Annotated in this window: 27 protein-coding genes, 1 tRNA gene and 1 pseudogene; 6 read left to right on the top strand and 23 right to left on the bottom strand. The window is 65.6% G+C overall.

The features are described 5' to 3' along the window. Window positions 1-77 precede the first annotated feature (77 nt). The gene (locus GGR24_RS05715; RefSeq protein WP_183394281.1) at window positions 78-998 is read right to left on the bottom strand and encodes a LysR family transcriptional regulator; all 921 of its coding nucleotides are present in this window, start codon (window positions 996-998) and stop codon (window positions 78-80) included. 156 nt (window positions 999-1,154) lie between these two features. Here GGR24_RS05715 and GGR24_RS05720 point away from each other — a divergent pair, with 156 nt between their 5' ends. The 3 genes from GGR24_RS05720 to GGR24_RS05730 all read left to right on the top strand — a co-directional run bounded on the left by GGR24_RS05720 (window position 1,155) and on the right by GGR24_RS05730 (window position 2,770). Then, window positions 1,155-1,868 carry a glutathione S-transferase N-terminal domain-containing protein gene (locus GGR24_RS05720; RefSeq protein WP_183394283.1) on the top strand — a complete coding sequence of 238 codons (714 nt, stop codon included), beginning with the start codon at window positions 1,155-1,157 and terminating at the stop codon, window positions 1,866-1,868. Between the two features lie 114 nt (window positions 1,869-1,982). Further along, window positions 1,983-2,306, top strand: coding sequence for a DUF883 family protein (locus GGR24_RS05725; RefSeq protein ID WP_183394285.1), 324 nt, complete (start codon window positions 1,983-1,985; stop codon window positions 2,304-2,306). Further along, window positions 2,306-2,770: a phage holin family protein gene (locus GGR24_RS05730; RefSeq protein ID WP_183394287.1), complete on the top strand. Its 465-nt coding sequence runs from the start codon at window positions 2,306-2,308 to the stop codon at window positions 2,768-2,770. Before GGR24_RS05725 ends, GGR24_RS05730 begins: the two co-directional genes overlap by 1 nt. Before the next feature lie 65 nt (window positions 2,771-2,835). On the opposite strand, the gene GGR24_RS05735 is transcribed toward GGR24_RS05730, so the two are convergent. Next, window positions 2,836-3,171: a hypothetical protein gene (locus tag GGR24_RS05735; protein WP_183394289.1), complete on the bottom strand. Its 336-nt coding sequence runs from the start codon at window positions 3,169-3,171 to the stop codon at window positions 2,836-2,838. A 518-nt stretch (window positions 3,172-3,689) separates the two neighbouring features. On the opposite strand from GGR24_RS05735, the gene GGR24_RS05740 reads away from it, so the two are divergent. Both GGR24_RS05740 and GGR24_RS05745 read left to right on the top strand, forming a co-directional pair. Further along, on the top strand, window positions 3,690-3,956 hold the full coding sequence (locus GGR24_RS05740) for a sel1 repeat family protein (RefSeq protein WP_183394291.1): 267 nt from the start codon (window positions 3,690-3,692) through the stop codon (window positions 3,954-3,956). 51 nt (window positions 3,957-4,007) lie between these two features. After that, window positions 4,008-4,099 (top strand) — tRNA-Ser (locus tag GGR24_RS05745). Between the two features lie 86 nt (window positions 4,100-4,185). Here GGR24_RS05745 and GGR24_RS05750 read toward each other — a convergent pair. The 4 genes from GGR24_RS05750 to GGR24_RS05765 all read right to left on the bottom strand — a co-directional run bounded on the left by GGR24_RS05750 (window position 4,186) and on the right by GGR24_RS05765 (window position 5,426). Next, window positions 4,186-4,377, bottom strand: a complete 192-nt coding sequence (locus tag GGR24_RS05750) for a hypothetical protein (RefSeq protein ID WP_183394292.1) — start codon at window positions 4,375-4,377, stop codon at window positions 4,186-4,188. Continuing rightward, window positions 4,374-4,571 (bottom strand): hypothetical protein, encoded by a 198-nt coding sequence (locus GGR24_RS05755; protein ID WP_183394293.1) that lies wholly within the window; start codon window positions 4,569-4,571, stop codon window positions 4,374-4,376. Before GGR24_RS05755 ends, GGR24_RS05750 begins: the two co-directional genes overlap by 4 nt. Before the next feature lie 118 nt (window positions 4,572-4,689). After that, window positions 4,690-5,058, bottom strand: coding sequence for a hypothetical protein (locus GGR24_RS05760; protein WP_183394294.1), 369 nt, complete (start codon window positions 5,056-5,058; stop codon window positions 4,690-4,692). Then, window positions 5,055-5,426, bottom strand: coding sequence for a hypothetical protein (locus GGR24_RS05765; RefSeq protein ID WP_183394295.1), 372 nt, complete (start codon window positions 5,424-5,426; stop codon window positions 5,055-5,057). The genes GGR24_RS05760 and GGR24_RS05765 overlap by 4 nt, the downstream gene beginning before the upstream one ends. A 110-nt stretch (window positions 5,427-5,536) precedes the next feature. On the opposite strand from GGR24_RS05765, the pseudogene GGR24_RS17600 reads away from it, so the two are divergent. After that, window positions 5,537-5,734: pseudogene (locus tag GGR24_RS17600) on the top strand (helix-turn-helix domain-containing protein); the annotation flags it as partial. Window positions 5,735-6,251: 517 nt separating this feature from the next. On the opposite strand, the gene GGR24_RS05775 reads toward GGR24_RS17600, so the two are convergent. The 17 genes from GGR24_RS05775 to GGR24_RS05855 all read right to left on the bottom strand — a co-directional run bounded on the left by GGR24_RS05775 (window position 6,252) and on the right by GGR24_RS05855 (window position 19,969). Then, on the bottom strand, window positions 6,252-6,773 hold the full coding sequence (locus GGR24_RS05775; protein ID WP_183394296.1) for a hypothetical protein: 522 nt from the start codon (window positions 6,771-6,773) through the stop codon (window positions 6,252-6,254). Window positions 6,774-6,782: 9 nt separating this feature from the next. Continuing rightward, a complete protein-coding gene (locus GGR24_RS05780; RefSeq protein ID WP_183394297.1) occupies window positions 6,783-7,490 on the bottom strand; it encodes a hypothetical protein in 708 nt (235 codons plus the stop codon). Next, window positions 7,480-8,262, bottom strand: coding sequence for a TIGR04255 family protein (locus tag GGR24_RS05785; protein WP_183394298.1), 783 nt, complete (start codon window positions 8,260-8,262; stop codon window positions 7,480-7,482). The genes GGR24_RS05780 and GGR24_RS05785 overlap by 11 nt, the downstream gene beginning before the upstream one ends. 184 nt (window positions 8,263-8,446) lie before the next feature. Further along, window positions 8,447-9,061, bottom strand: coding sequence for a hypothetical protein (locus tag GGR24_RS05790; RefSeq protein ID WP_183394299.1), 615 nt, complete (start codon window positions 9,059-9,061; stop codon window positions 8,447-8,449). After that, on the bottom strand, window positions 9,058-9,297 hold the full coding sequence (locus GGR24_RS05795; protein WP_183394300.1) for a hypothetical protein: 240 nt from the start codon (window positions 9,295-9,297) through the stop codon (window positions 9,058-9,060). The genes GGR24_RS05790 and GGR24_RS05795 overlap by 4 nt, the downstream gene beginning before the upstream one ends. After that, complete coding sequence (locus GGR24_RS05800; protein WP_183394301.1) at window positions 9,297-11,612, bottom strand: M15 family metallopeptidase; 2,316 nt, start codon at window positions 11,610-11,612, stop codon at window positions 9,297-9,299. The genes GGR24_RS05795 and GGR24_RS05800 overlap by 1 nt, the downstream gene beginning before the upstream one ends. A 9-nt stretch (window positions 11,613-11,621) precedes the next feature. Beyond that, a complete protein-coding gene (locus GGR24_RS05805; protein ID WP_183394302.1) occupies window positions 11,622-12,038 on the bottom strand; it encodes an HK97-gp10 family putative phage morphogenesis protein in 417 nt (138 codons plus the stop codon). After that, window positions 12,035-12,379, bottom strand: a complete 345-nt coding sequence (locus GGR24_RS05810; RefSeq protein WP_183394303.1) for a hypothetical protein — start codon at window positions 12,377-12,379, stop codon at window positions 12,035-12,037. Before GGR24_RS05810 ends, GGR24_RS05805 begins: the two co-directional genes overlap by 4 nt. Beyond that, window positions 12,379-12,621: a hypothetical protein gene (locus tag GGR24_RS05815; protein ID WP_183394304.1), complete on the bottom strand. Its 243-nt coding sequence runs from the start codon at window positions 12,619-12,621 to the stop codon at window positions 12,379-12,381. Before GGR24_RS05815 ends, GGR24_RS05810 begins: the two co-directional genes overlap by 1 nt. Then, a complete protein-coding gene (locus tag GGR24_RS05820) occupies window positions 12,618-12,914 on the bottom strand; it encodes a carbohydrate-binding family V/XII protein (RefSeq protein WP_183394305.1) in 297 nt (98 codons plus the stop codon). Before GGR24_RS05820 ends, GGR24_RS05815 begins: the two co-directional genes overlap by 4 nt. Beyond that, the gene (locus GGR24_RS05825; RefSeq protein WP_183394306.1) at window positions 12,904-13,980 is read right to left on the bottom strand and encodes a phage major capsid protein; all 1,077 of its coding nucleotides are present in this window, start codon (window positions 13,978-13,980) and stop codon (window positions 12,904-12,906) included. The genes GGR24_RS05820 and GGR24_RS05825 overlap by 11 nt, the downstream gene beginning before the upstream one ends. A gap of 87 nt (window positions 13,981-14,067) precedes the next feature. After that, window positions 14,068-14,421: a hypothetical protein gene (locus GGR24_RS05830; protein WP_183394307.1), complete on the bottom strand. Its 354-nt coding sequence runs from the start codon at window positions 14,419-14,421 to the stop codon at window positions 14,068-14,070. Between the two features lie 679 nt (window positions 14,422-15,100). After that, complete coding sequence (locus GGR24_RS05835) at window positions 15,101-17,284, bottom strand: VapE domain-containing protein (RefSeq protein ID WP_183394308.1); 2,184 nt, start codon at window positions 17,282-17,284, stop codon at window positions 15,101-15,103. Then, on the bottom strand, window positions 17,281-17,514 hold the full coding sequence (locus GGR24_RS05840; RefSeq protein ID WP_183394309.1) for a hypothetical protein: 234 nt from the start codon (window positions 17,512-17,514) through the stop codon (window positions 17,281-17,283). Before GGR24_RS05840 ends, GGR24_RS05835 begins: the two co-directional genes overlap by 4 nt. Before the next feature lie 206 nt (window positions 17,515-17,720). Next, window positions 17,721-17,900 carry a helix-turn-helix transcriptional regulator gene (locus GGR24_RS05845; protein WP_183394310.1) on the bottom strand — a complete coding sequence of 60 codons (180 nt, stop codon included), beginning with the start codon at window positions 17,898-17,900 and terminating at the stop codon, window positions 17,721-17,723. Window positions 17,901-17,990: 90 nt separating this feature from the next. Further along, window positions 17,991-18,677 (bottom strand): hypothetical protein, encoded by a 687-nt coding sequence (locus tag GGR24_RS05850; RefSeq protein ID WP_183394311.1) that lies wholly within the window; start codon window positions 18,675-18,677, stop codon window positions 17,991-17,993. Next, complete coding sequence (locus tag GGR24_RS05855) at window positions 18,674-19,969, bottom strand: tyrosine-type recombinase/integrase (RefSeq protein ID WP_183394312.1); 1,296 nt, start codon at window positions 19,967-19,969, stop codon at window positions 18,674-18,676. Before GGR24_RS05855 ends, GGR24_RS05850 begins: the two co-directional genes overlap by 4 nt. Between the last annotated feature and the right edge of the window lie 380 nt (window positions 19,970-20,349).

The raw sequence follows: 20,349 nt of genomic DNA on the forward strand, positions 1-20,349 counted from the left end.
AATTTTTCTTATTTCAGAGAGTGGGTCCTCCTTACTGGTGGATCAATTCGCGTGTCTCGTCGCGTCATAGACGATTTCTATGACGCGTCCTCTGCCGGGGCGCGCAGGACCGCGACCTTGGCGGCGAGCGCCTTGGCCTCGGCCACGAGGGCTTTGGTGGCGGGCGTCATGGGCTCGCGATGCGGCACCACCAGCCCCACCGTGTGCACCACCTCCGGCTCCACGATCGGAATCGACCGCACGTTGGGGGGCAATCCCATCGTCTCGCCGAAGCTCTGCGGCATGACGCTGGCCCAGGCGCCGGTGCGCACATGCGCGAACAGCACGACCGTCGAGTTCGATTCGAGAGTGGGCGCAGGCGCGACCCCCGCCTCGCGCAGCAGCCCCTCGACGATCCGTCGGTTCTGCATGTCGGTGGTGAGGAGGCAGAGCGGCAGCCGTCCGACCTCCCGCCATGTCACGGTGTCCCGATCCCCGAGCGGGCCGTCCGCCGACGTCAGCAGCCTGTAGCCCTCCCGCCAGATCGGAACCGCCGAGACGCGGGCTATCGGCTCGTTGTCGAGATAGGTGATGCCGGCGTCGATCTCGAGATTGTCGAGCGCGGTGCCGATGTCGAGGCTCGTGCTGCTGAGGATCGTGAAGCGCACATCCTTGTGCTTCGCCCGGAACGGCGTGGTCAGTTGCGCCACCATCGGCAAGGCGGTCGGGATGACGGCGATCCGCAGGTGGCCGACCACGCCGCGTTTCAGCGCGTCGATGTCCTGGCGCATGGCGCGGGCGTCGCCGACGATCCGGCGCGCCCAGTCGAGCGCGCGCTCGCCTTCCGGCGTGAAGCCGTGGAAGCGCGAACCGCGCTCCACCAGCCGCACCCCAAGCTGGTCCTCGAGTTGTTTGACGCCGGCGGACAACGTCGGCTGCGTGACGCCGCAGGCTTCCGCAGCTCGGCCGAAATGGCGCTCCTGAGCGAGCGCGAGAAGAAAGTCCAGTTTGTCGAGCATAGGCACCGTGTCGCGAGGTTCCGGACAACGATAGGCTGTCCCAGGCGGTCGCGCACCTGCCGTGACGTCCCAGGGCCGGCGCGTCGAACCGTCCCTTGCGGGAGCGCCCTCCCCGCTTAGCTTGAGCGCCGACGGAAACGCGAAAGGACCTGAACCATGGCCGAAGCGACGACGGCGCCGATCGAGCTGCATTACTGGCCGACGCCCAACGGGTGGAAGATCACCATCATGCTGGAGGAGTGCGGCCTGCCCTACCGCGTCGTCCCCGTGAATATCGGCAAGGGCGACCAGTTCGCGCCCGAGTTCCTCAGAATCTCGCCGAACAACAAGATGCCCGCGCTGGTGGACCCGGACGGTCCCGACGGGTCGCCGATCTCGATCTTCGAATCCGGAGCGATCCTGCAGTATCTCGGTCGCAAGACCGGGAAGTTCTATCCCGCCGACGAGCGCCGGCGGGTCGAGGTCGAGGAATGGCTGTTCTGGCAGGTCGGGGGCTTCGGCCCGATGCTGGGCCAGGTTCACCATTTCCGGAACTACGCGCCCGAGCAGATCCCGTACGCGATCGACCGCTACGTCAACGAGGCGCACAGGCTGTACGGCGTTCTGAACCAGCGCCTGAAGGACCGCGACTTCATCTGCGGGGATTATTCGATCGCCGACATGGCCACGGTCGGCTGGGCCAAGCTCTGGGACAAGCAGGGACAGGACCTGAAAGAGTTTCCCGAGGTCGCGCGCTGGCTCGACACGATGCTGGCGCGCCCGGCCGTGGCGCGGGGCCTGGCCGTGAAGGTCGAGGCCCCGGCGTTCGACCTCGCTCAGGACAAGGCGGCGCAGAGCATTCTGTTCGGCCAGCGCGCGCGCGGCGCCTGAGCTTCGCGCCGGAACCGCGGGGGCTTGGCGGACGTTCCGCGAGCGCCACTTTCTCGCGTGTGTTCCGGCGCGGACAAAATGCGCCGGCGGACGACCAGATCAGGAGATCGCTGAATGTCTGACACCACCCAGGGGGCCGCCGGCGCCACCGGCGCGCGCGCGTCATCGGTCGAGGCTGATCTCGAGACGCTGCGGAAGGACGTGGCGACGCTGACCGAGACGCTTTCGGCGCTGATGTCGGACAGCGCGGCGACGGCCCGGAGCGCCGCCCGCGAGGGCATGAACCGCGCCAGCGCCGCGGCCGAAGACGCCAAGGCGCGGGCGCAGGCCGCCGCGGACGACCTGAGCGCGACTATCGTCGAGAATCCTCTCACGGCGGTGTTGGTCGCTCTCGGGCTCGGATACGTCGTGGGCGCGCTCGGCCGGAGCCGCCGCTGATGTTGCGCCTGCTGATGCAGGCAGGCGCGGGACTGGCGACATTCAACCTCGGGCGCAGGATCGCCCGTTTGAAACGCACGGCGATATTTGTCGCCGTGGCGGCGGTGCTCGGCCTGCTCGGCCTTGGCGCGCTTACGGCTGCGGCGATCATCGGCCTTGCGCCCAAGCTCGGCGTGATCTGGGCGCCGGTCGTGGTCGGCGGCGTGCTGATCTTCATCGCGGCTATGCTCGCGTTGATCGGCACGCGGAAGCCGAAGCCTGTCGCATCGCCGTTGTTCGGCCGCATGGCGCAGGTCGGCGTGGCTGGCGCGGCCCTGAACGCCACTCGACCGCCGCCCGCCCGTGCTCGCGGCGGTGACGCGCCCCCTCCGCCGCCGCCTGATCCGAAGAGACGGCGAAAGCGCGTCGTGAACCTGATGCTGATCGCGACGCTCGCCGGCCTGGTGCTCGGCCGCCGGCTCTGAAGAAAGAACGTAGAAAAGGCCGCCGCGGGAGACCGCGGCGGCCTTCTTCATTCGAGGCGTCCAGATCAGTTGCGCGTATCGGTTCCCGGCACAGGCTTGGATCCAGACGAGCCGGAGGTGGCCGCTGATCCGGCGCCAGCCGGGGCCTGCGGCACCGGATGCACCCCGCCGCCCGCGTCGTTGCTGTTCATGCTGGTGCCGCTCGGGCCGGTGGGCTCCTGAGAGGCGCCGCCGCCCATCGACGGCGTCCGGCGGACCTGCTCGTTCGTCCGCTGGTCCTGAGCGTTGTCCGTGTTGCCGGTCGACCTCGCCGGCTGCTCCTGCGCGACCGCCGCCAGCGGCGTCGCGGCGAGGCCGGCGGCGAAGGCGACCGAGGTCACGGCCTTCATCATCTTCAACATTCGTCGTGCACTCCCATGATGACGCGTGGCATGTCGCCCGCACGATCCAGGCGCGCGCACGCTTAGGACGCCATCTGCTGTGCCTCCGCCCGAGATCAAGAAAGGATCTGCGCCCGCGAGGCGAAAAAATTTCTTGGGCTTTTCCGGAACTAAATTGCGGTTCCGCCTCCCTGTTCTGGCCATCGCCTCGGGTAGCGCCGCGATGTCAGCATGCGAGCGCGCGTCGCCAAGGAATGACCCGGCGTGAATTCCCGAACGGAGCGATCATGCGGCGTGGTTTGCGACGCGTGAAGCGGCTTGCCTAACGCTTCCCTTCACCCCGCCAGCGTAGCCCTGATGCTCTTGAGAAAACTCAGATAATGGTCGATTAATTTTACGTTCTATTTGGGGCTCATTTAGCCTGCATTCATGTAAAAGTTTAATCTGGAAGTAGAGAGCAGGCTCGATAGTCGACGGACAGGCGCTCATTCGCGCCAGCCGATCGGCCGAGCCGGCCGACAACGACAGGGGACGAGGCGATGGCTCGCTATGACATGTCCACGATCGAAACCGGCGCGCTGGGCGCGGTCGCGCCGGGCGCGGTCTTCCTCCAGCTCGGCATGGCCGCGGCCCTGGGCCGCCACGGCGCGATCGACCGCGTGGCGGCGCACAAATGGTTCAACCTCGCCGCGCGGGACGGCGTCGCCGAGGCCATCCGCCTGCGGCGGGAGCTGTCGCTCGAGATGAGCGCGGCCGAGATCGCCGACGCCCAGCGCGCCGCGCGCGAGTGGCTCGCCGCCCATTGATCGCGTTCGGGCGTTGACCGCCCGAACGGCCCCGTGTACCCCTGCCGCCACGGAGACGTGGCCGAGAGGCTGAAGGCACTCGTTTGCTAAATGAGCAGACCTGGAAACGGGTCTCGAGGGTTCGAATCCCTCCGTCTCCGCCACTTTACCTCGTAAGCCGTTGATAATTCTGAGGATTTCCACGGAGGCCCTCAGGCATCCGCCAACCTACCCGCCCACCTGCCCGCAGCTAGGTGTGACGGATTGCGACCGCCGCGGCCACGAAAGCAGCCGTGACGAGCGCGGCCAGAACATCTGACCTCCGCACGATGGGGTCGCCGTCGATCAGCGATTCGACCCGATCGGCGTGGGCGTTGGATCGGCGCATATGCCAAAGCAAGAGACGGATGCGGATCATTGCGGCCGCAGATGCGAGGTTCATCCGAACACCTCCGCCCGTAGCGCCTCGGCGATAGCATCCACTCCGATTCGTCTCATCGCTGGAGCGAGCTCGTCCCACTCGTCGCCGAAGCCGCCTTCTGGCGCATCGACCCAAACCGGCCGGCGGTCGAGCCTGGACAGGCGCAGCCGGTAGCCTTTTGCCGTAGCGGCGGCGATCCACTCGCGCGGGGTCATGCTTGACCTCCCGCAAAGCTGGCGCGGCCGGATTCGACGCCCGGTCGGCAACACTGCGTCTCCGGCGGCCAATGCCGCACCGGCCGGGCTGGCTGACGGGCGCGAAAGACCCCGCGGTTCATGATTGGCCTCCTTCGTTTTCTAGGAAGGCGAGAACGGCCGTGACTATGGCCGCATCAGCGAAGTCCATGCTGCCCAGGTTCTTCAGGCAATAGCGCAGACCAAGAGCGGCCGAGACTGCCGAGGTCGGAACCGGAAGGTCGCCCTCGCTGAGCCGCTCGAACGGCGGCCCATAGGTCCGCGCAATGACGGCCTCGTCATATGCGCTGTCTCCCACGCCGGTCATCGGATCAGCCGCATATGCGTCGTCACCGGCTATCGCGGCTTGTATCAATAGGCTGAACGCGTCAGGCCCGGCGTCGGCCAACGCCACGGCTGGCAAAGCAGTCGCGGCCGAAGCCGAGAGCAGGAATCCGCGCCGGTTCATGACAGCACCTTCTCGGCGACGGCCGCTTGCCATTCCTCGCTCTCCCATTCGTCCTGGTCGGTCGACCTGTGCTCCTGGTCCGCACCGTCCTCGGCATCGTCCTCCCGCGGGCCGAGATTGTTGAAGAAGCCGCACCCGTGGGTTTCGTTTGCCGTGTGCTCGAGCGGCTCCGGATCGTGCGGCTCGTCAGCGACGTCGATATCGTCGTCGCTGGCAGGCTCGAGATCCACATCGCCGTCGATCTCGTCGAGGAACAGGATCAGGTCGTCGACCAGTGCCTCTATGAGGCGGCGCATAGCCGGGGTGACCTGGATGAAGTGGGCAGCGGGCAAAGCGGCGCCGGCTGCCGACACGGCTGCGTGCGGCATGGTGTATTCCCTTGAGGCAGTTTCGTAACAGGAATACGATAGCGCTGGCTCGGATTGTTCGTCAATGTATTTCGTAACGGTGTTATGATTTGATCGCCACACAGTGCAAGATGGCTCGCGCCGCCCTTGGCCTTGGCGTCAGAGATCTGGCGAAGGCCGCTGGCGTTTCGCCTGACACCGTCGCTCGTCTTGAGCGGGGCGAATACCTGAAGCCGACCACCGTCGCCGCCCTGCGCACTACTCTCGAAGCAGCTGGCGTCATATTCGTTGCAGAGAACGGTGACGGACCCGGCGTGCGGCTGCGGAAGGGCTTCATGCCGTCGCTCGCGATGAGCGCACCGGCTGCAGAATCGCCCTCGGGGCGGGAAGATGCTCGAGCCGAGGCGGGGCGCGTGTTGGACCGCGCCATGAGCAGCATGGAAGGCACAGACGAGGAAAAGGCCGATCGCCGAGACCGGCTGACAGCTGTGCCGGAAGCAGTCAAGAAAGCTCGTCGTAAACCGAGGCCCGGCCTCTGATGCGGCCGAGGATCGCAGCCGGATGCTGACAGACTGCCAGCGAGGCGCCATTGCGCTTGCGCGCCTATCGCGACGCTACTCGTCGCAACTAGACGACACGCCAGCGTGGCGCGTGAAGCCTTCGGTTCCTTAACCCCTCATGGTCATCCCCCGTGCGTAGCAAGCGCATTCGCCGGCGTCAGGTGACCATACGCGTCCGCCCTACGAACCGATTGGCGTTATCAGGCGGGATGCCCCGGACGGTTGGCGGGTAGCGGAGGCCTGGTGCAACGGCCTCACGACCACGCCAAGTCACCGTAACGTTCGCTCAACATCTATTAACTTCAAAGCGCCTTTCTCCGGACGCGCTTTTCAGTAGGTTGGCCAAGTCGCGGACAAGCTGTTGAAACTCGCTGGACTCCGAAGTCAGCTGGAACTTCGCTCTAAAGCCGGGCGATATTGCAATGTGCGCGTGCGCCGGATGCTTCCCGCCATTGTGGTCGGTGTCGCACTCATCTAGCACACACAGTGCTTTCTCACCCATCAAACGGATTGCTCGGATCTCCTGCGCAAGCGCCCAGACGATCGCGAACAAAGTACGTTGCGCCTCCTCGCGGCGAAGCCGCTCAGCTAGCTCATCGAGCCGAACGCGAGGGGGATCTCCGGCAAGCCTCCAGACCGAAAGTTGATCTCCGAAAAGATCCCTCTTGGCGACTATCCCAAGGCTGATGCGCGCTTTACGCGCGTCACCGGCCGAAGGCGCGAATGCGCCGCGGGCGATTCTTTCTTCACAAGCGACGGGTCCAGGCGAAAGCTGATCGCGCTGCTCCCGCTCGATTTCACACAGCACTGGCGACCCCTAACGCCTTACGAAACTCTCGACGGCAGGGTCCTCAAGTTTGGAAATGATCGCCAGCTCGTCCGACACCGGCACCTGCCACGGCGCATAGTCCTCGGTCCACGGAGAGATCGTCCCAACAAGCCGCCCGTTCCCTAAGAACGTCAGGCAGAACGCTCGCTGCCCCCGCCTCCATTCGAGGACCACGGTACCGTCCTGATCCACTTCAACCTCGGGCTCGACATCGGCAGCCTGATACACCGCGACGCAGGCGCGCGCCACGTCGTCGATGACCCGCTGCGAGGGTGCCACCGTATCAGGGCCCGCCCATCCGTCCCTTAGACGTTCCAAGCGAGCCGATACTGAATTGATGTAGATCTGTGAGAGAGGATTAGCAGTCAGATCGGACAGGGAAACATTCGAGAGAACTAGTAAATCGTCAACATGCATTCTCAGAGTCTTATGGAACTTGGATGCAAATGCACCGAGAACCTTGTTGTTCTTGTAGAGATTTGGGGCACCATAGAAAACAGCCGACGGCGCGTGAGGCAACGCATCCCAGTCCTCAATGTAATGGCTGGAATCCCCCCCAATGACCCACACGTCATTATGAGACGTCAGGGGAATTGTTGTTTTAGAACGGCCCGACAAGAGCCCCACCCCGGAATTCTCCCAGTCAAGCTGCGCAAAACTCAAGTCCATCGGGAAGGCAACAGGGCTATTTGACATGTTCCACGACCCTCCCCAAGCCAATTCTCACGATCATCTCAGGCGCAAGGATGCTTGAGAGCATATTCTTGTTATTATTGTGCATGATGGGCATGATATGCTCTAGGTAATCCGCGCTTCTGCCCGCATCCAAGAATTGGTCAATGTTCCGAACTTGCTGTACATGGTCTAAAACGACGTAATAGCCCGCCTCTTGTCCTCCGGACGGCAGCTGGAGGAACGCATCTTTTCTTCCTTGCACGTTCACCTGATGGAGGATGAGCGCGCCGCCGTGATCGTCGAAGAAGCCAACATTCGAATGGAACAACGGCCCTTTGCGGAAGGCAACATTCGCAAGAACATCGCTCTCTATCAGCAGCCCGCCGATGTTGGACTGCTCCCCCTGCGTTCCCCTGAATCGGTCGGTGAACTGAAGCGAAGGCAGGCCAAACTTGATATCGCCGCTAGCCGCTAGATGGCCCTTCGCGAACGAGAGGAGCCGCTGGGCCGTCGCCCAGATTTTCTCCCACCGTGTGTACCGACGACATTCGACAGCGATCTCGTTTCCTCCGCACCGCAACAACCAAGAAGCCGTACCGTCAGGTCGCCGGTAGGCCAATTCCACAGTCGGCATAGGCTGCTCAGACCCACTGATGGCCGGCAGATCGGAACGCACCTGCTCGTGCGCCTGGGCGAGCGCCTGGAGATCTTGTGGCTCTATGAATCGGTCACATACGACCTTGAAACTCACTAGCTGAACAGCGTGATCGTCGTTGATCGGGTCGAAGTCCATCAGATGTCCGCAAGCCGCCAGCTGGTCATCATCAGCCCTAGTTAGCATGAGATTCTTAAAGACCATATATGCCTGTCTAACGCGGCGCGCAGTCCGTCCGATCGACGAGGGGCTAGGCTCCCACGCGCTCCACGCTCCGCACCCACGTAGTGCTTGCTCCTCCCATCGGCGAGGCCACGCCTGCTTAAGTGATCAAAGTTCCCAACGCGTCCAGCCACTCGTGCACCTTCACGGTGCGCGGCGTAGCGCCGGCGGCGATCTGCGCATGGTACACGGCGACGCCTATGTGACTTCCGCCGTCGACCTCGGCGCGGCGCGCGGCCTCAAACGAGGCGATCCCGTCCGCCGGCTGGAAGGACGTGAGGTCGGCCGGCAACAGCCCTGCATCGCCGGTTGTGAAGGCGGTGACCTCATACACGTTCCCAGGCTCGACGCCGGGCGTCCGGTCGTGCATCGCGCGGTAGAGCAGCCGGGGCCGATCGAGATCGTCGGACCAGCCGCCGATCAGTAGCTCCGTGTCGATATGGCTTGCCTCGCGCATGGCTTCGTCGAACGTGTCGAGCACCGCGTCCAGCCCGCCGATCAGCTCGTCGAATGAGCCGACGCCGTCGCACGCCGCCAAGAACCGCTCGTTCGCGATCCAAGCGCCGCGAGCGATGAAGGCCGCCGTCATGCCGGGAATCCAGATGATCTTTTCCATCTGCCCCACAAGCACACCGGGGCGGCCTTCACAGAAGACAGCGCCGTCGCTCATGAGGTGCAGCCTGTCGGGAAGACAGACGCCGAGCATCGCGCTCATCGGGAAGCTCCATTCGCGAGGCACACCGGCGCGAGCACCGCCCCGGCCGTGCGACAGGGGGTGATCGCGGAGGCCAATACCGTCCCAACGGTGCCTGTGATGCCGGCAGTGGCGAGCATCGAAACGACCAGCGGGGTGATGATGGGATCGGCGTTCGCCGTTCCGGTCGAGCCGAGCAGCGTGGCAAGGCCCGAAAGCCCGGTGAGCCCCAGGCGCATCTTACGCGTGCGTTCCATCAGTAATCCTGTCCTAGCACTTCCTGGTTGTACCTGATCTTGCCGCTCGACCGCGCGCTGTCGCGGACGGCCATGCGGTAGGCTTGCTGCCCCGCCTGCGCGGCGGTCTGGCGCATCGCAGCCATGAGATCCTTGTCGCCCATCGGGCCGACGACCTTGACCGTCATCGACACAGCGGGCGCCGGCAGGCGGCCCGAGCCGGGCCGGGCTTCCGGAATGCGCGGCCGGACGATGGGCGGCGCCAGGCTCTTGTTCGGGATGATCCGGCCCGACGAGCTCGGCGAGAACATCTCCGGCCCCTTCTCTCCGACCAGATAGGTCTTACCCGCGGCCACCGGACCGCCAGCCGCGCGGGCGCCGCCGAAGCTGCCCAGCAGCGAGCCCAAGAGCCCGCCCCCACCGCCAGCGCCACCGCCCCCAAGGAGCGACGAGAACAGGCTGTCGATCAGATTGTCGGTGAGCCGCGACAGCACGCGGTCGAGCGCGTTCCGGAGCGCGTCCGCCGCAGACTTGCCGGCCCTCAGATCGGAGACGAAGCCTTTCACGGCGTCGGCGCCCATATCGCCAAGCTCGCGCTGCGCTTCCGCAAGCTGCTCCGCCGATTGGGCGGCCTGCTCCTGAGCTGCCTTCCGCGCGTATATCTGCTCGACGAGCGCGGCGATGGCTTGCCCTTCCGCGGAGTTGGCGGCCACGCCTGCCGCCTGGATCTCCTGGAGGGCGCGCTGTTGCGCCGCCGTCTCGCCGATCTGCGCTGACTCCAGACGCAGCGCCTCCATCACCCGCTTGACCGCTTCCGCCTGCCGATCGGCCGCGGTCGCCGCCTTGCCGCGCGCGGCCTCCTGAATGGACGACGTGTCAGGGTCGCCGATCGCCGGCTTGCCCCGCTGCCCCGCGGGCTCGACGTGCCAAGGCTCATTGCCGAGCGGGAAGGTCAGGCCGAAGCGAGCGGCGTTGGCATGCGCGTACAGGCGCGCAGCGTCGCTCCCATAGGCTAGGTCTGCCGCCGATCCCTTGTTGTGGTAGCTGGCGCCGGGAGGCGCGACCCACTTGCGGGCCGCCGACTCGCTCCCGTACTTGCGCACGGCGTCCGCGAAAAGCTGCGCCTGCCGCTCATTCGAGCGAAAGCCGGACTGGACTTTGAGGTCATAGCCGGCCTCTCGCGCCGCCGTGATGAACTTGCCCAGGTTGTCGCGAAAGTCGGTCGCGAGGCCCGCCAGCTTCGGATCGACAAAGGTCGCCGGGAGTTGCTGCGTCCGGTCGGGAACGGCCATGCGAGCCGTCCCCTTGGTCGCCTCCAGCGCTCGCCGCAGAACCTCAATCCCCTGCGAGGAAGCCGGAGCCGGCCCGGCAGGCGGGGCCGTCCGCTTGACGCCGTAGTATTCGGCCTCGAGCGGGTTCCCGAACAGATCGGCCATCTTGGCGAAGAAGCTCGAATTGCCGAGCGTGTTTAGGAACTTCTCTGCGTTCATGGTCCAGTCGGCGAGCGCACCGGCCACATTCACGATCGCGGACTTGACCCGGTTGTTGATCGTCTCGGCGATCGTCTGGAATTTGCGGTCGAGCTCCGCGCCCTTCTCGACAAGATCCTTGTCGATGACAACGCCGAGCTTTCGCGCTTCCTCCATATTCAGGCGGATGCCGGCGACGCCCTGGTCGAGGAAGCGGACGAACTGCTCGCCGCCGGTTCCGCCGAAAACCTCGTCAGAGATGCGGATCTGCGCCGCCTTGTCGAAGGCCTGCAGCCTGCCGATGATCTCGAGGAAGAGATCGGACGGGTTCTTGAGCTTCGTCTTGAGATCGTCGGCGCCGTAGCCGAGGCGAGCGAAGGCCTCCGCAGCCGGCCCCTGCCCCGTCACAATGAACTCGTCGGCGCGAAGCTGCAGCTCCTTGAGCCCGTCCGTCAGAGCATCAACGCCGACGTTCGATTGGCGCGCGGCGTAGCCCAGCGCTTGGAACTGCTCGACGTCGACGCCCGCTTTGGCCGCTTCCGCCTTCAGGTCCGACAGGGAGCGCGTGGCCTCCCGGATCGAGGGGACGATGCTGGCAAGGCCCTGCGAAAGGGCGCCGCCGATAAAGCCGCCGGCAAAGCTCGCGCCAAGGGAGCCAAGACCGGAGTCCAGACGCCCCAGCGCGGTGCGGGCCGAGTCACCGATCCCGCGCATCTGCTGCTCGACGCGCGCCCGGCTCCGGCCGACGCGCGCCTCGACCGCGGACATGCTGGTGTCCGTAGAGCGGCGCGCACGGTCAAAGCTGCGCTCATACTGGTTTAGCCGCGCCTCGAGGCTGACGACGAGGCGTTCAACTTCAACGGCCATGCGCCATCCTCACGACTTCGCCGCCTCTCGTGCGGCCTTTGACACGGCTCGCCGAATGCGAGACTTGGCGCGCTTCTTCGTCAGCCGGTACGCAGGGAAAAAGAACGGCTGCGGGGGCGTGTCCTGCGTCCCGAATTCGACGCCGAGCGCGTAGTCGTATGAGACATCAGCGCCGTTCCGGACGGGCTTCGTGGTCGCAGCGCCGCCAGCCACTACCTTGGTCTGCAACTCGTGCTCGCCCGCCACCTTGCGGATCGTGCTGGCGAGCCTCCCGCTCTTTTTCGGGACTAGGGTGCGCGCCGCAAAGACGACCTGAGAGGCCGCAGCGTCGAGCTCGGCCGCCATAGCAGCGCGGGCTTTATCCGGTATCGCAGCCAGCCTCCTGTCCAGCCGACGCCGTGCCGCGCGAAGCTGAGCGTCGCTCACGGCTCCACCTCGAAAACGTTCTTGTCGGGCTCCAGCCCGAACAGCGCGGCTTCGAGGATCATCGCGGCCATCGGCGCCCATCGCCCAGGCCGATCCTCAAGCACCGCCGCGACGTCCTGATTGAACATGCGGTTGCCGCTTGGGTGCGCCCAGCTCAGAATTGACTCCACGTCCGAAAGCGACCACTGCCCGCCGACGAAGCCTGTGAAGGTGTGGTAAACCGTCCTGCCGGTCGTGACAGGTGAATACTGCTCAAACCGCGAGATGTTAGGAATCTGGAACCTAACGTTCTTCCTGCGGCCGAAGGTCTTTGCGACGACGTAATCGAGCTTCTTGGCCATCAGTGCACCGTTGGGAAGTTTTCGAGCAGCCATTCGCGGAGGCTGCGGAGATACGGGCCGCGCTCCGCGGCAGCCGCCGCCGACGCTTCATCGGCGAAGGCCTCCGCAAGGCTCGGCGCGTGGCCCTCGCCGATGATCCTTTTCTTGCCCCGCGCGATCTCGGCTGCGGTGCGGCGGTCGTAATCGGCTGCGGCCTGCGCGATTGCGGCGTCGACCGTCGTGAACTGGTCGGGCTTGCTCACTTGGCGTCCGCCCCCTTCTTGACGGCGAGCGTCCAGCAGCCCGACGAGCCCGGCCGCGCCTTGGTTTCGCGATTGCAGAACCACATGCTGCCGCCGTCCGTGACGACGTTGCCCTTGCTGTAGAGCAAGGCGCCGTCCCAGACGCCGCGATATTCGAGCGCCGGGCGTTCCTCGAGCGCCTTGATCCGAGCTTCTAGGCCAGCGTCATGCGAGGCGATCTCCTGCGCCACGTACCGCTTGACGCTATCGACGAGCTCCGCGGCGAACTCCTTGCCCCAGGCCTCACCCGCCATAGGCCGCACCCGAGATGTAAGCTGCGGCGCCGGCGCGGCGCTTCTGCCAGCGCATCTGCCGAAGGGCTTTGATGCCGACAAGGTTGGACTGGAAGAACGAAGTCAGGACCGTGCTCGCGGTCGGCGGGTCCGTGGGCGCCGAGTCCATCTGCACACTGCCGTGCTCCGCCGCGTCGATCACGATCCCGTCGTCGGCCAGGATGATCTCGGTCGCGTCCACGAGCGCGATCACGCTGCCGACGCCCGGCGAGGTCAGGACCGGAATGCCCATGATGCTGCCGCCGAGCGGCCCGACGTCGCGGAACATCTCGACGTTCAAGCCAGCTAGGCCCGTCGCGGCCGTGGGCGACATCAGGAAGTAGGGAGAGGCGAGCGGGATACCGGCGTCAGTCAGCTTCTTGACCAGCGCCTTGAAGTCCGCCGTGGCGGCTGCGGCGGTCGTGCCGCTCGCGGCGACAGCCGTGGTCCCGTTCGTAATCGAAGCGGGGTTCACGTCATCGACCGCGGCGACGGTCGGATCGACGAACTGCGCATCGGTGAAGGTGATGATCGCCGTCTCGAGATCGAGCTTGATCTGAGCCTCGGCTTCCGGGCTCGTGGATCGCAGCAGCTCTTTCGTGGTGACGACGATGCCGCCGACCTTGGCCGGCTTCAGCGTACCCTCGCCGAACGCCATCGCCGTGACAGGCGTCGGCTTCGCCTCGCCGACCCAGCCCGCCGACGTGCCGCTTGTGGCGACCGGGAACCGCACGCCGAACGGCGCGGGCCGGATGCCGGCCATTCGGCCGATCAGCGTGCGCGGCCGGACCGCCGCTAGGAAGGCGTCGGCGACAGGCGCCAATTCCGCGAGCGGCTTCGCCCAGGTGGCGTCAGTCGTGTCGCCAGCCTCGACCGCAGCCTTCTGGATTACGGCGCCGTATCGTGCCTCAGGCCACCGCGTCTCGCAGATGGACCGGATCTGAAAGCTGTCGCCGCCGGACATTGCGCACGCGATAGCATAGCGCACGAAGTCCTGAGACTTCGCCTCCATGTCATAGCGAGCCACGGTCTGGGTTAGAGCGTTCATCTAGCGCGGTCCTTTGTCCAATCGTTGCCTGGGGACCGTGAGTCAGACTTGGCGCGAGCTCAATGACGTCTGTGGTAAGCGCCGGGCTTATCGCACGCTCGGAACCGCCACGACCTGCCAGAGGATGCCGGCCCGGTCGGTCCCGGCGCGCAGCACGGAAAGCCCGCCAAACTCCTGTCCTTCTAGGGAGGAAAGCAGTTGACCAAGAGCGCGGGCGTTGCGCGCGCCGCACTGGTCGAGCGCCGCGGCGAGGCTCGGAACCGATGTGGTAAGCGGCGGGCTTACCACATCCGCGGCGACGAAAAGGGAGTCGCCATTGGCCTCTGCCAGAGCCTTGAGCAGCGCCACCTTCGGAGCCGGGCGACTTGCGACTGCTTCCCGGATCACCTGCAGCTCGCGCATGGCGCGGTCGATCGCCGACAGCAAAGCCGTGTCGTTCATCCGCAGCGCCAGAGTGAGGGGGGGCGTGTCTGGCTGGACGAGGGGCTTCGGCTGCAGACCGGCGGTGTATTTACGCGCAGATTTTTTCTCGTACCGAGAAATCGTACCGGCATAACCCCAAGAGAATGAAGGGCTTCGGATTGATTTCGGTACGATATCGTACCGGGCATTCGTACCGGGGGGGGGACGTCGACGGTTCGGCCCCATCGGGCTCTCGCACCGGCGCCATCCGAAAACACGCACAAAGCCATATTGACGTTCTGGGAGCGCCAATCTGGCTGCGCCGGGGTGCCGAAATCCGCTGCAGAGAACCTTTTTTCTACCGGTTTAGCGCAGCCGACCTTGGGCGCCGGTCCGCAGAAAACCGCTTGGCGAGACGCGACGGCCCCCCGCCCTCTTGCGATGCGATGGCGTGTTCGGATTGGCCTCGTCAGAACATCAATCTGCAAAAATGCGCGCTTTGGACCCCAGCCGGTCCGCGATCGATCGGCGCGCCAGGTGCGGATGCCCCCGCCCCGATGCCTGCGCCGACCAGGTCGCGCCGGAGCATCCGGAGCACTCGGAGCATTCTCCATAGAGGCCCCACAGCGCCACGCTGTCTCGAATCTCAAAACGCGAGCTTGGTGCTCCGTATGCTCCGGGTGCTCCGGGTGCTCCGGCGCGCGGTGCTCCACTGTGGTCAGCGCCGGAGCCATTGTACCAACCCTTCCGCCGTCTTTTTCGGTGCGCGCACCCACCCGAGCCGTTCAAGCGCAGCTGCGATCCGCCGCTGGTCGGCGGTGCCAAGCCTGCCCCGTTCGATGTTGAGGCACTCCTCTGAGGTGCCGACCTCCTTGACGGTCGTGACCGTCCGGCTCGCCAGGAAGGTCGCTATCACGTCCTCCCAGGCGTCGGCCTCGAAGCGCTCTTCCTGCTGCGGCGCGATATGCTTCCGTTCAAAGTCGCCATCCGGCCACCAGTGCGCGCCGCCGCGGTAGGCTGCGACGGCCTCGGCGAAGAGCTGCTCCCGGTCGCGTTCAAGAGCGTCCGTCTCGATCCGACCGACCTTCACGGGCCAGAAGCGACGGCCGCCCGTCTCGTCGCGGAGGTAGGCGGATTTGTTGGTCGTCCCGATGAAGACGCATTGGCGCGGCTGAACCACCTCCTTGCGCCCGTAGCTCGGCCGGTAACGTTCGACAGGCCTAGTGATGAAGGCCTTGAGGCTCGCGCTTTCGGCACGGCTCATAGCGCTCATTTCGGCGATCTCGATCAGCCATTTGCCAGACAGATGCTGCGCAACGTCCTTGCCGGCGGTGACGTCGGGAAGGTTGTCCGAGAACCACTCGCCGCCGATGATCGCGCAGGCCGTCGACTTTCGCGCGCCCTGCGCGCCCTCGAGCACCATCATGTAATCGGCCTTGCAGCCCGGCTGGAAAATCCGGGCCACCATCGAGACGAAGAACATGTAGCCGATGCCGGACGCGTAGGCGGACGGCTCAACGCCGAGATAGGCAGCGAGCCAGCCCCGAAGCCGCTCCTGACCGTCCCAGGTCAGCGCCTCGAGGTACTCACGCACGGGATGGAAAGCGTTCTCCTGCGCCCTCAGGTCAACCGCCTGGTGCACAACGTCCTTGGAGACCTTCCGCAGCCCTGAGAGCTGCAGGTACTCCTGGATCGCGCTCACATCCGCATCGCTGACCGGACGCGGCGCGAACGGTTCCGTCGGCGGCTTTGCGCCGAATACGGGAACGGGCCGCATAAGCGTGCCGGCGCAGAGCATCTCGTCATAGGCGACGAGCTGCCGAAGCTGCGGATCGCTCCGCATGCCGATCATGACGTTCGCCAGCGTGTTCAACGGCGCGCCGCGTTCGTCGCGCAACGCCTCGTCGACCCAGGCGGCGTTGCCGCCGCCCTCTGCCTTCCGACCGCGATAGCCGAGCAGATTTGGATCGGCGCCCAGCTTCTCGCACAGCCAGAGCGCCGCTCGCCTTGCGTCGGGCGCCCCGCCCCACTCCATCACCAGATCGATTGGCGTACGGCCGCGCTCTTCGCCGAAGTCCTGCACGCCCTGCGGGTGGATGCTGATGTCTTCCTCGAGGCTGCGTCCGAGATCGGCCGACGAGATCCGCCAGGCTCGCGTGCCTTCCTGGAAACGAGCCTGCGGAAAGATGTCCGCGACCCAAGCCTCGATGTTTCGAAGCGCCTCCCGGTTGACTTCCTGAAAGAAGCCGCCGCCGATGATGTTGGCGATCTTCCCTCGCCTGCCGTTGGCGACCGCGACTGGAGTGGCCATCGGATCAGGCTGCGCCTTCACAGCCGGCAGGATGAGCTCGTACAGCCAGGCTGGCGCGGGCGCGAAGACGAACCAGTCCAGGCTCTCGGCGACCCGGTACTCCTTGCCGTCGAACGTGCGGCTCGGCGGGACGATGATGTATCCGCCCTTCCCGCGGACATCGATGCCGTCCGGAAGATCCCCCGAGCTGGTCGTGACCGGCCGCTCAGGATCCCAGGCGAAGAGTAGATGGAGACCGCCGCCGGGTGTCTCGTGAGTATGCGTCGGCGGGACGCCGCCGCGGGCGCGAGACAGGCTCTCCCAGGCCGCGAAGCCGTCGGGGTGGTCGGCAGACTTCGGCTTGTCCGGATCGAGCGCCCACACTCCTGTCGCCGGACCCGTGGGGACGCCGATCATCGCCGCGGGCCATTTTCCCCACCAGTTGCGGATCACAGACTCGTCCGTCGTCGCGTCCTTGAACCCGTGCTCGGTCAGGGGGCGCTTGTTCGCCGGGCTGCAGGGGAAAACAGGCCAACCGCGGGCCGCATAGAACAGCGCATGGTCGACGAGGCGCTCACATACCGGCGGCGCCACCGCGAGATTGGCGCTCATGCGGCGCCTCCAAGATCGGCGTGCTCCGCCATCCAGCGCTCGGCGAAGGCTTCCGCCTCATCCGGATCGCCGAACGTCGCCAGCACGTCGAAGCCGTTCTGACCGTCGTGACGGAACAGCTCGACGTCATAGACGACAGAGCCGCCCTCCCCGCCGTGGTAGGCGGTGATGTCGATGCGGGGCAGGCACGGCTTGGTGGAGCGGCGGAAGGGAAGCACGGTCGCGCTCATCGCCGCGCCTCCTGCGGCCCAAGGCCGGCGAGTTCGACGACAAGCGCAGCCACGGCCGCCGAGACCGCGAAGCGCCGCGAAAGGCGATTGATAATCAGGCTGGGGATGCTATTTTCGGAAGCGTCGATCGTCCCAACGAAGACAGCTTCCGAAGCCTGCCGGCGTCCCACCGCCGCGCAGGCTTCATCGTATCTGGAGCCCATGGATCAAGCGGCCTCCAGACGCGAGGCTTCCCAGGCCTCGACATCTTCACGCCGCCACCGAGTGCAGCCGGTCGAGAGCTTGATGGGCTTCGGGAAGCGACCATCGGCGACCCAGCGCCAGATGGTCTGCCGGACCACGCCGAAGCGCGCAGCTAGGTCCGTGTCACTGAGGTATGTCGTCATTTCTCGCCTCGCGTCGTTATCTGACGCAGGCGAAAATGCGGCCCTCAGAAAGGATCTTCACACATAGGAAGAGGCGCAATCAGGCCGAAGCTATGGGTCGGACCGGCGATGCACCTTCCATGCGTGGAGGCAAGACCGTGCGTTCCAGTCGCGGCCCAACGCTTCGATGAGGTCCTCCAAAAAGTGCAGAAAAGGTCCTTCGCTGGTGTCACCTTTCGGTGCGGCCTTCCCGGTGTTTTCCATCCAAAATCTCCGAGCATTCTCGACCAGAGAGATGCGCGCCCAGGTCTCTGCACTGCGTTGCTGTTTGCTTTCGTCTGGGTAGTGCGAAAGCAGCTCCTCCGCTGAAGTCAAAGCATCCTCTTGATCCACACCGACGAGCGGAGGCATGGGTTCCTGCGGAGCTTGCCCGGTGAGCCCGACGTGGAGCTGCCAACAGAGATCACGAGCTGAGTGCACGATCTCGCCATAGCTGGCCCATACAGCGGCGGTGTGCGGCGACGACTGTCTCCTAGCGCGAGCGTTCCTCCGAAATGTCTCCTCGATGTCCATTCTCAGCTCAGGAGAGAGGGCGTTGAGGGCCTCCCAGGCTTCCGCGATGCCGCGACGCAACTTCGTGAGGTGCTCTCGCTCTTTCTCGCGCCACATTCCCCGCCCGTTCATGTCGACGAGCAGGAAAAACTCGTCGAGTAAGAGGTCGGCGTGATCTCCTAGCTCGATCCCGGGGAAGTGGTCGCGAAGTACGTCGGCGACGGTTGGCCGGTTTTCCTTCCTCATCCGCGCCGCCCTAGCCTGACGACCTTCGCCCCTGCCGCCCCGCTCAGGAACCGGCTCCATGCGTCCATCATGGCCCGCCGCTTCTCAACCATGTCGGACCGGCGATAGGCGCGCTCGACCTCTGAGCCGACGCTGTGCGCCAACGCGATCTCGGCCATGTCACGCGGGTATTCGGTCCGCTCCGCCGCCCAGTCACGGAAGGTCGATCGTAGGCCGTGCGGGACGGCTGGACGCCCGCTGCGCGGGTCCAGATAGCCGGGCCGCCCGGCGGCGACCTCAGCCTCTTGCATACGGCGCATGACGGCTGAGAGCGACATGTCGGACAATGGCCCGCCACGTACTGCGGCGAACACGTAATCGGAGCCGTCGATCCGCGGCAACGTCTCCAGAAGCTCCGCAGCGGCGTCAGACAGCGGGACGCGGTGCTCGGCTCTCATCTTCATGCGCGCGGCCGGGATGATCCAAAGCCGTTTCTTCAGATCGATCTCGCTCCACACGGCGCCGCGGACCTCGCCAGAGCGGGAGGCGCAAAGGGCGAGGAACTCAAGCGCGCGCGTCGCCATGCCGTCCCGGTGCCGGAGCTCGGCGAACCAGGTCGCAGCGTCGTCCAGCGCCAGAGCAGGCTGGTTGTCGACCTTGGCCACCTTCCCAGGTTTCGGAAGGACAGCCTCAAGGTTCCCCTTCCACCGGGCGGGATTGTCGCCGACGCGATGCCCCGCGACGGTGGCCCAATTCAGGATGGACTCGACGCGCCCCCGCAGGCGGGAGGCCGTCTCGGTCTTCACGGTCCAGATCGGCTCGAGCACCCTGAGCATGTCCTGCAGCGCGATGTCGGACACGAGCATGCCTCCGATCAGCGGCGTGGCGTAAACGTCGATCGTCGCCCGCCATTGCTTCCGGTGCTTTTCGTTCCGGAACTCGGCGAGCCGCTTCTCGAGGTACCGCTCGACCGCGTCGGCGAACGTCAGGCCTCGCGCGTGCGCGGCTGCCAGCGACGCTCTTGCGGCCCTCTTCTCGAGAATCGGATCAACGCCAGCGGCGATCTTGTCGCGGACCTCGCGAGCCTTCTCGCGCGCCGCGGCCAGGGTGACGTCAGGATAGCCGCCGAGCCCGATCTCACGTCGACGACCGCCCGCCCGGATACGCAGCAGCCAACTCTTCGCGCCGTTCGGCGTGACCTGCACGGCGAGCCCCGAGACGCCGCCAACGGCATGAACGGTCGGGAGCCGCCCGCCCCCGTGAGCAAGGCGTTTGACGTCCAGAGCAGAGAGCTCGCGCGCCTTCTTCGGCATAGGCCGCCCGTTCGATTCCGGGTCCGTCCGCCATCGACTAAAAAGCCGACCCGCCAACCTACCCGCCCAACGCTTTGTAATTGTATGCGACAGGGAGCGACGGCATGCAACGACGGCGCGGCGCTATACCCTCGATTTTGAACTGTTATGCGACGGGGTGAGACAGGCGGAGACAGGAAGATGCCTTCCTCCGTCTCCGCCACATTCTTCAGCCTAGGCGCTCTAGGGCGAGGCCGCCGTCACAGCCCGGAAGAACCGTCGTTGTTCTCTCCCGACGTCGAACCGGCGACGCGCTGAAAGGCGGTGCTGATCCGAGTCGGTCGCCCGGACGCGAAATCGGACGTGAGGGGCCCTGTCGGCGGCGCTGCGGATCGGTACCT

It is taken from the genome of Hansschlegelia beijingensis (assembly GCF_014196425.1).
In the GTDB taxonomy this organism is placed as follows: domain Bacteria; phylum Pseudomonadota; class Alphaproteobacteria; order Rhizobiales; family Methylopilaceae; genus Methylopila; species Methylopila beijingensis.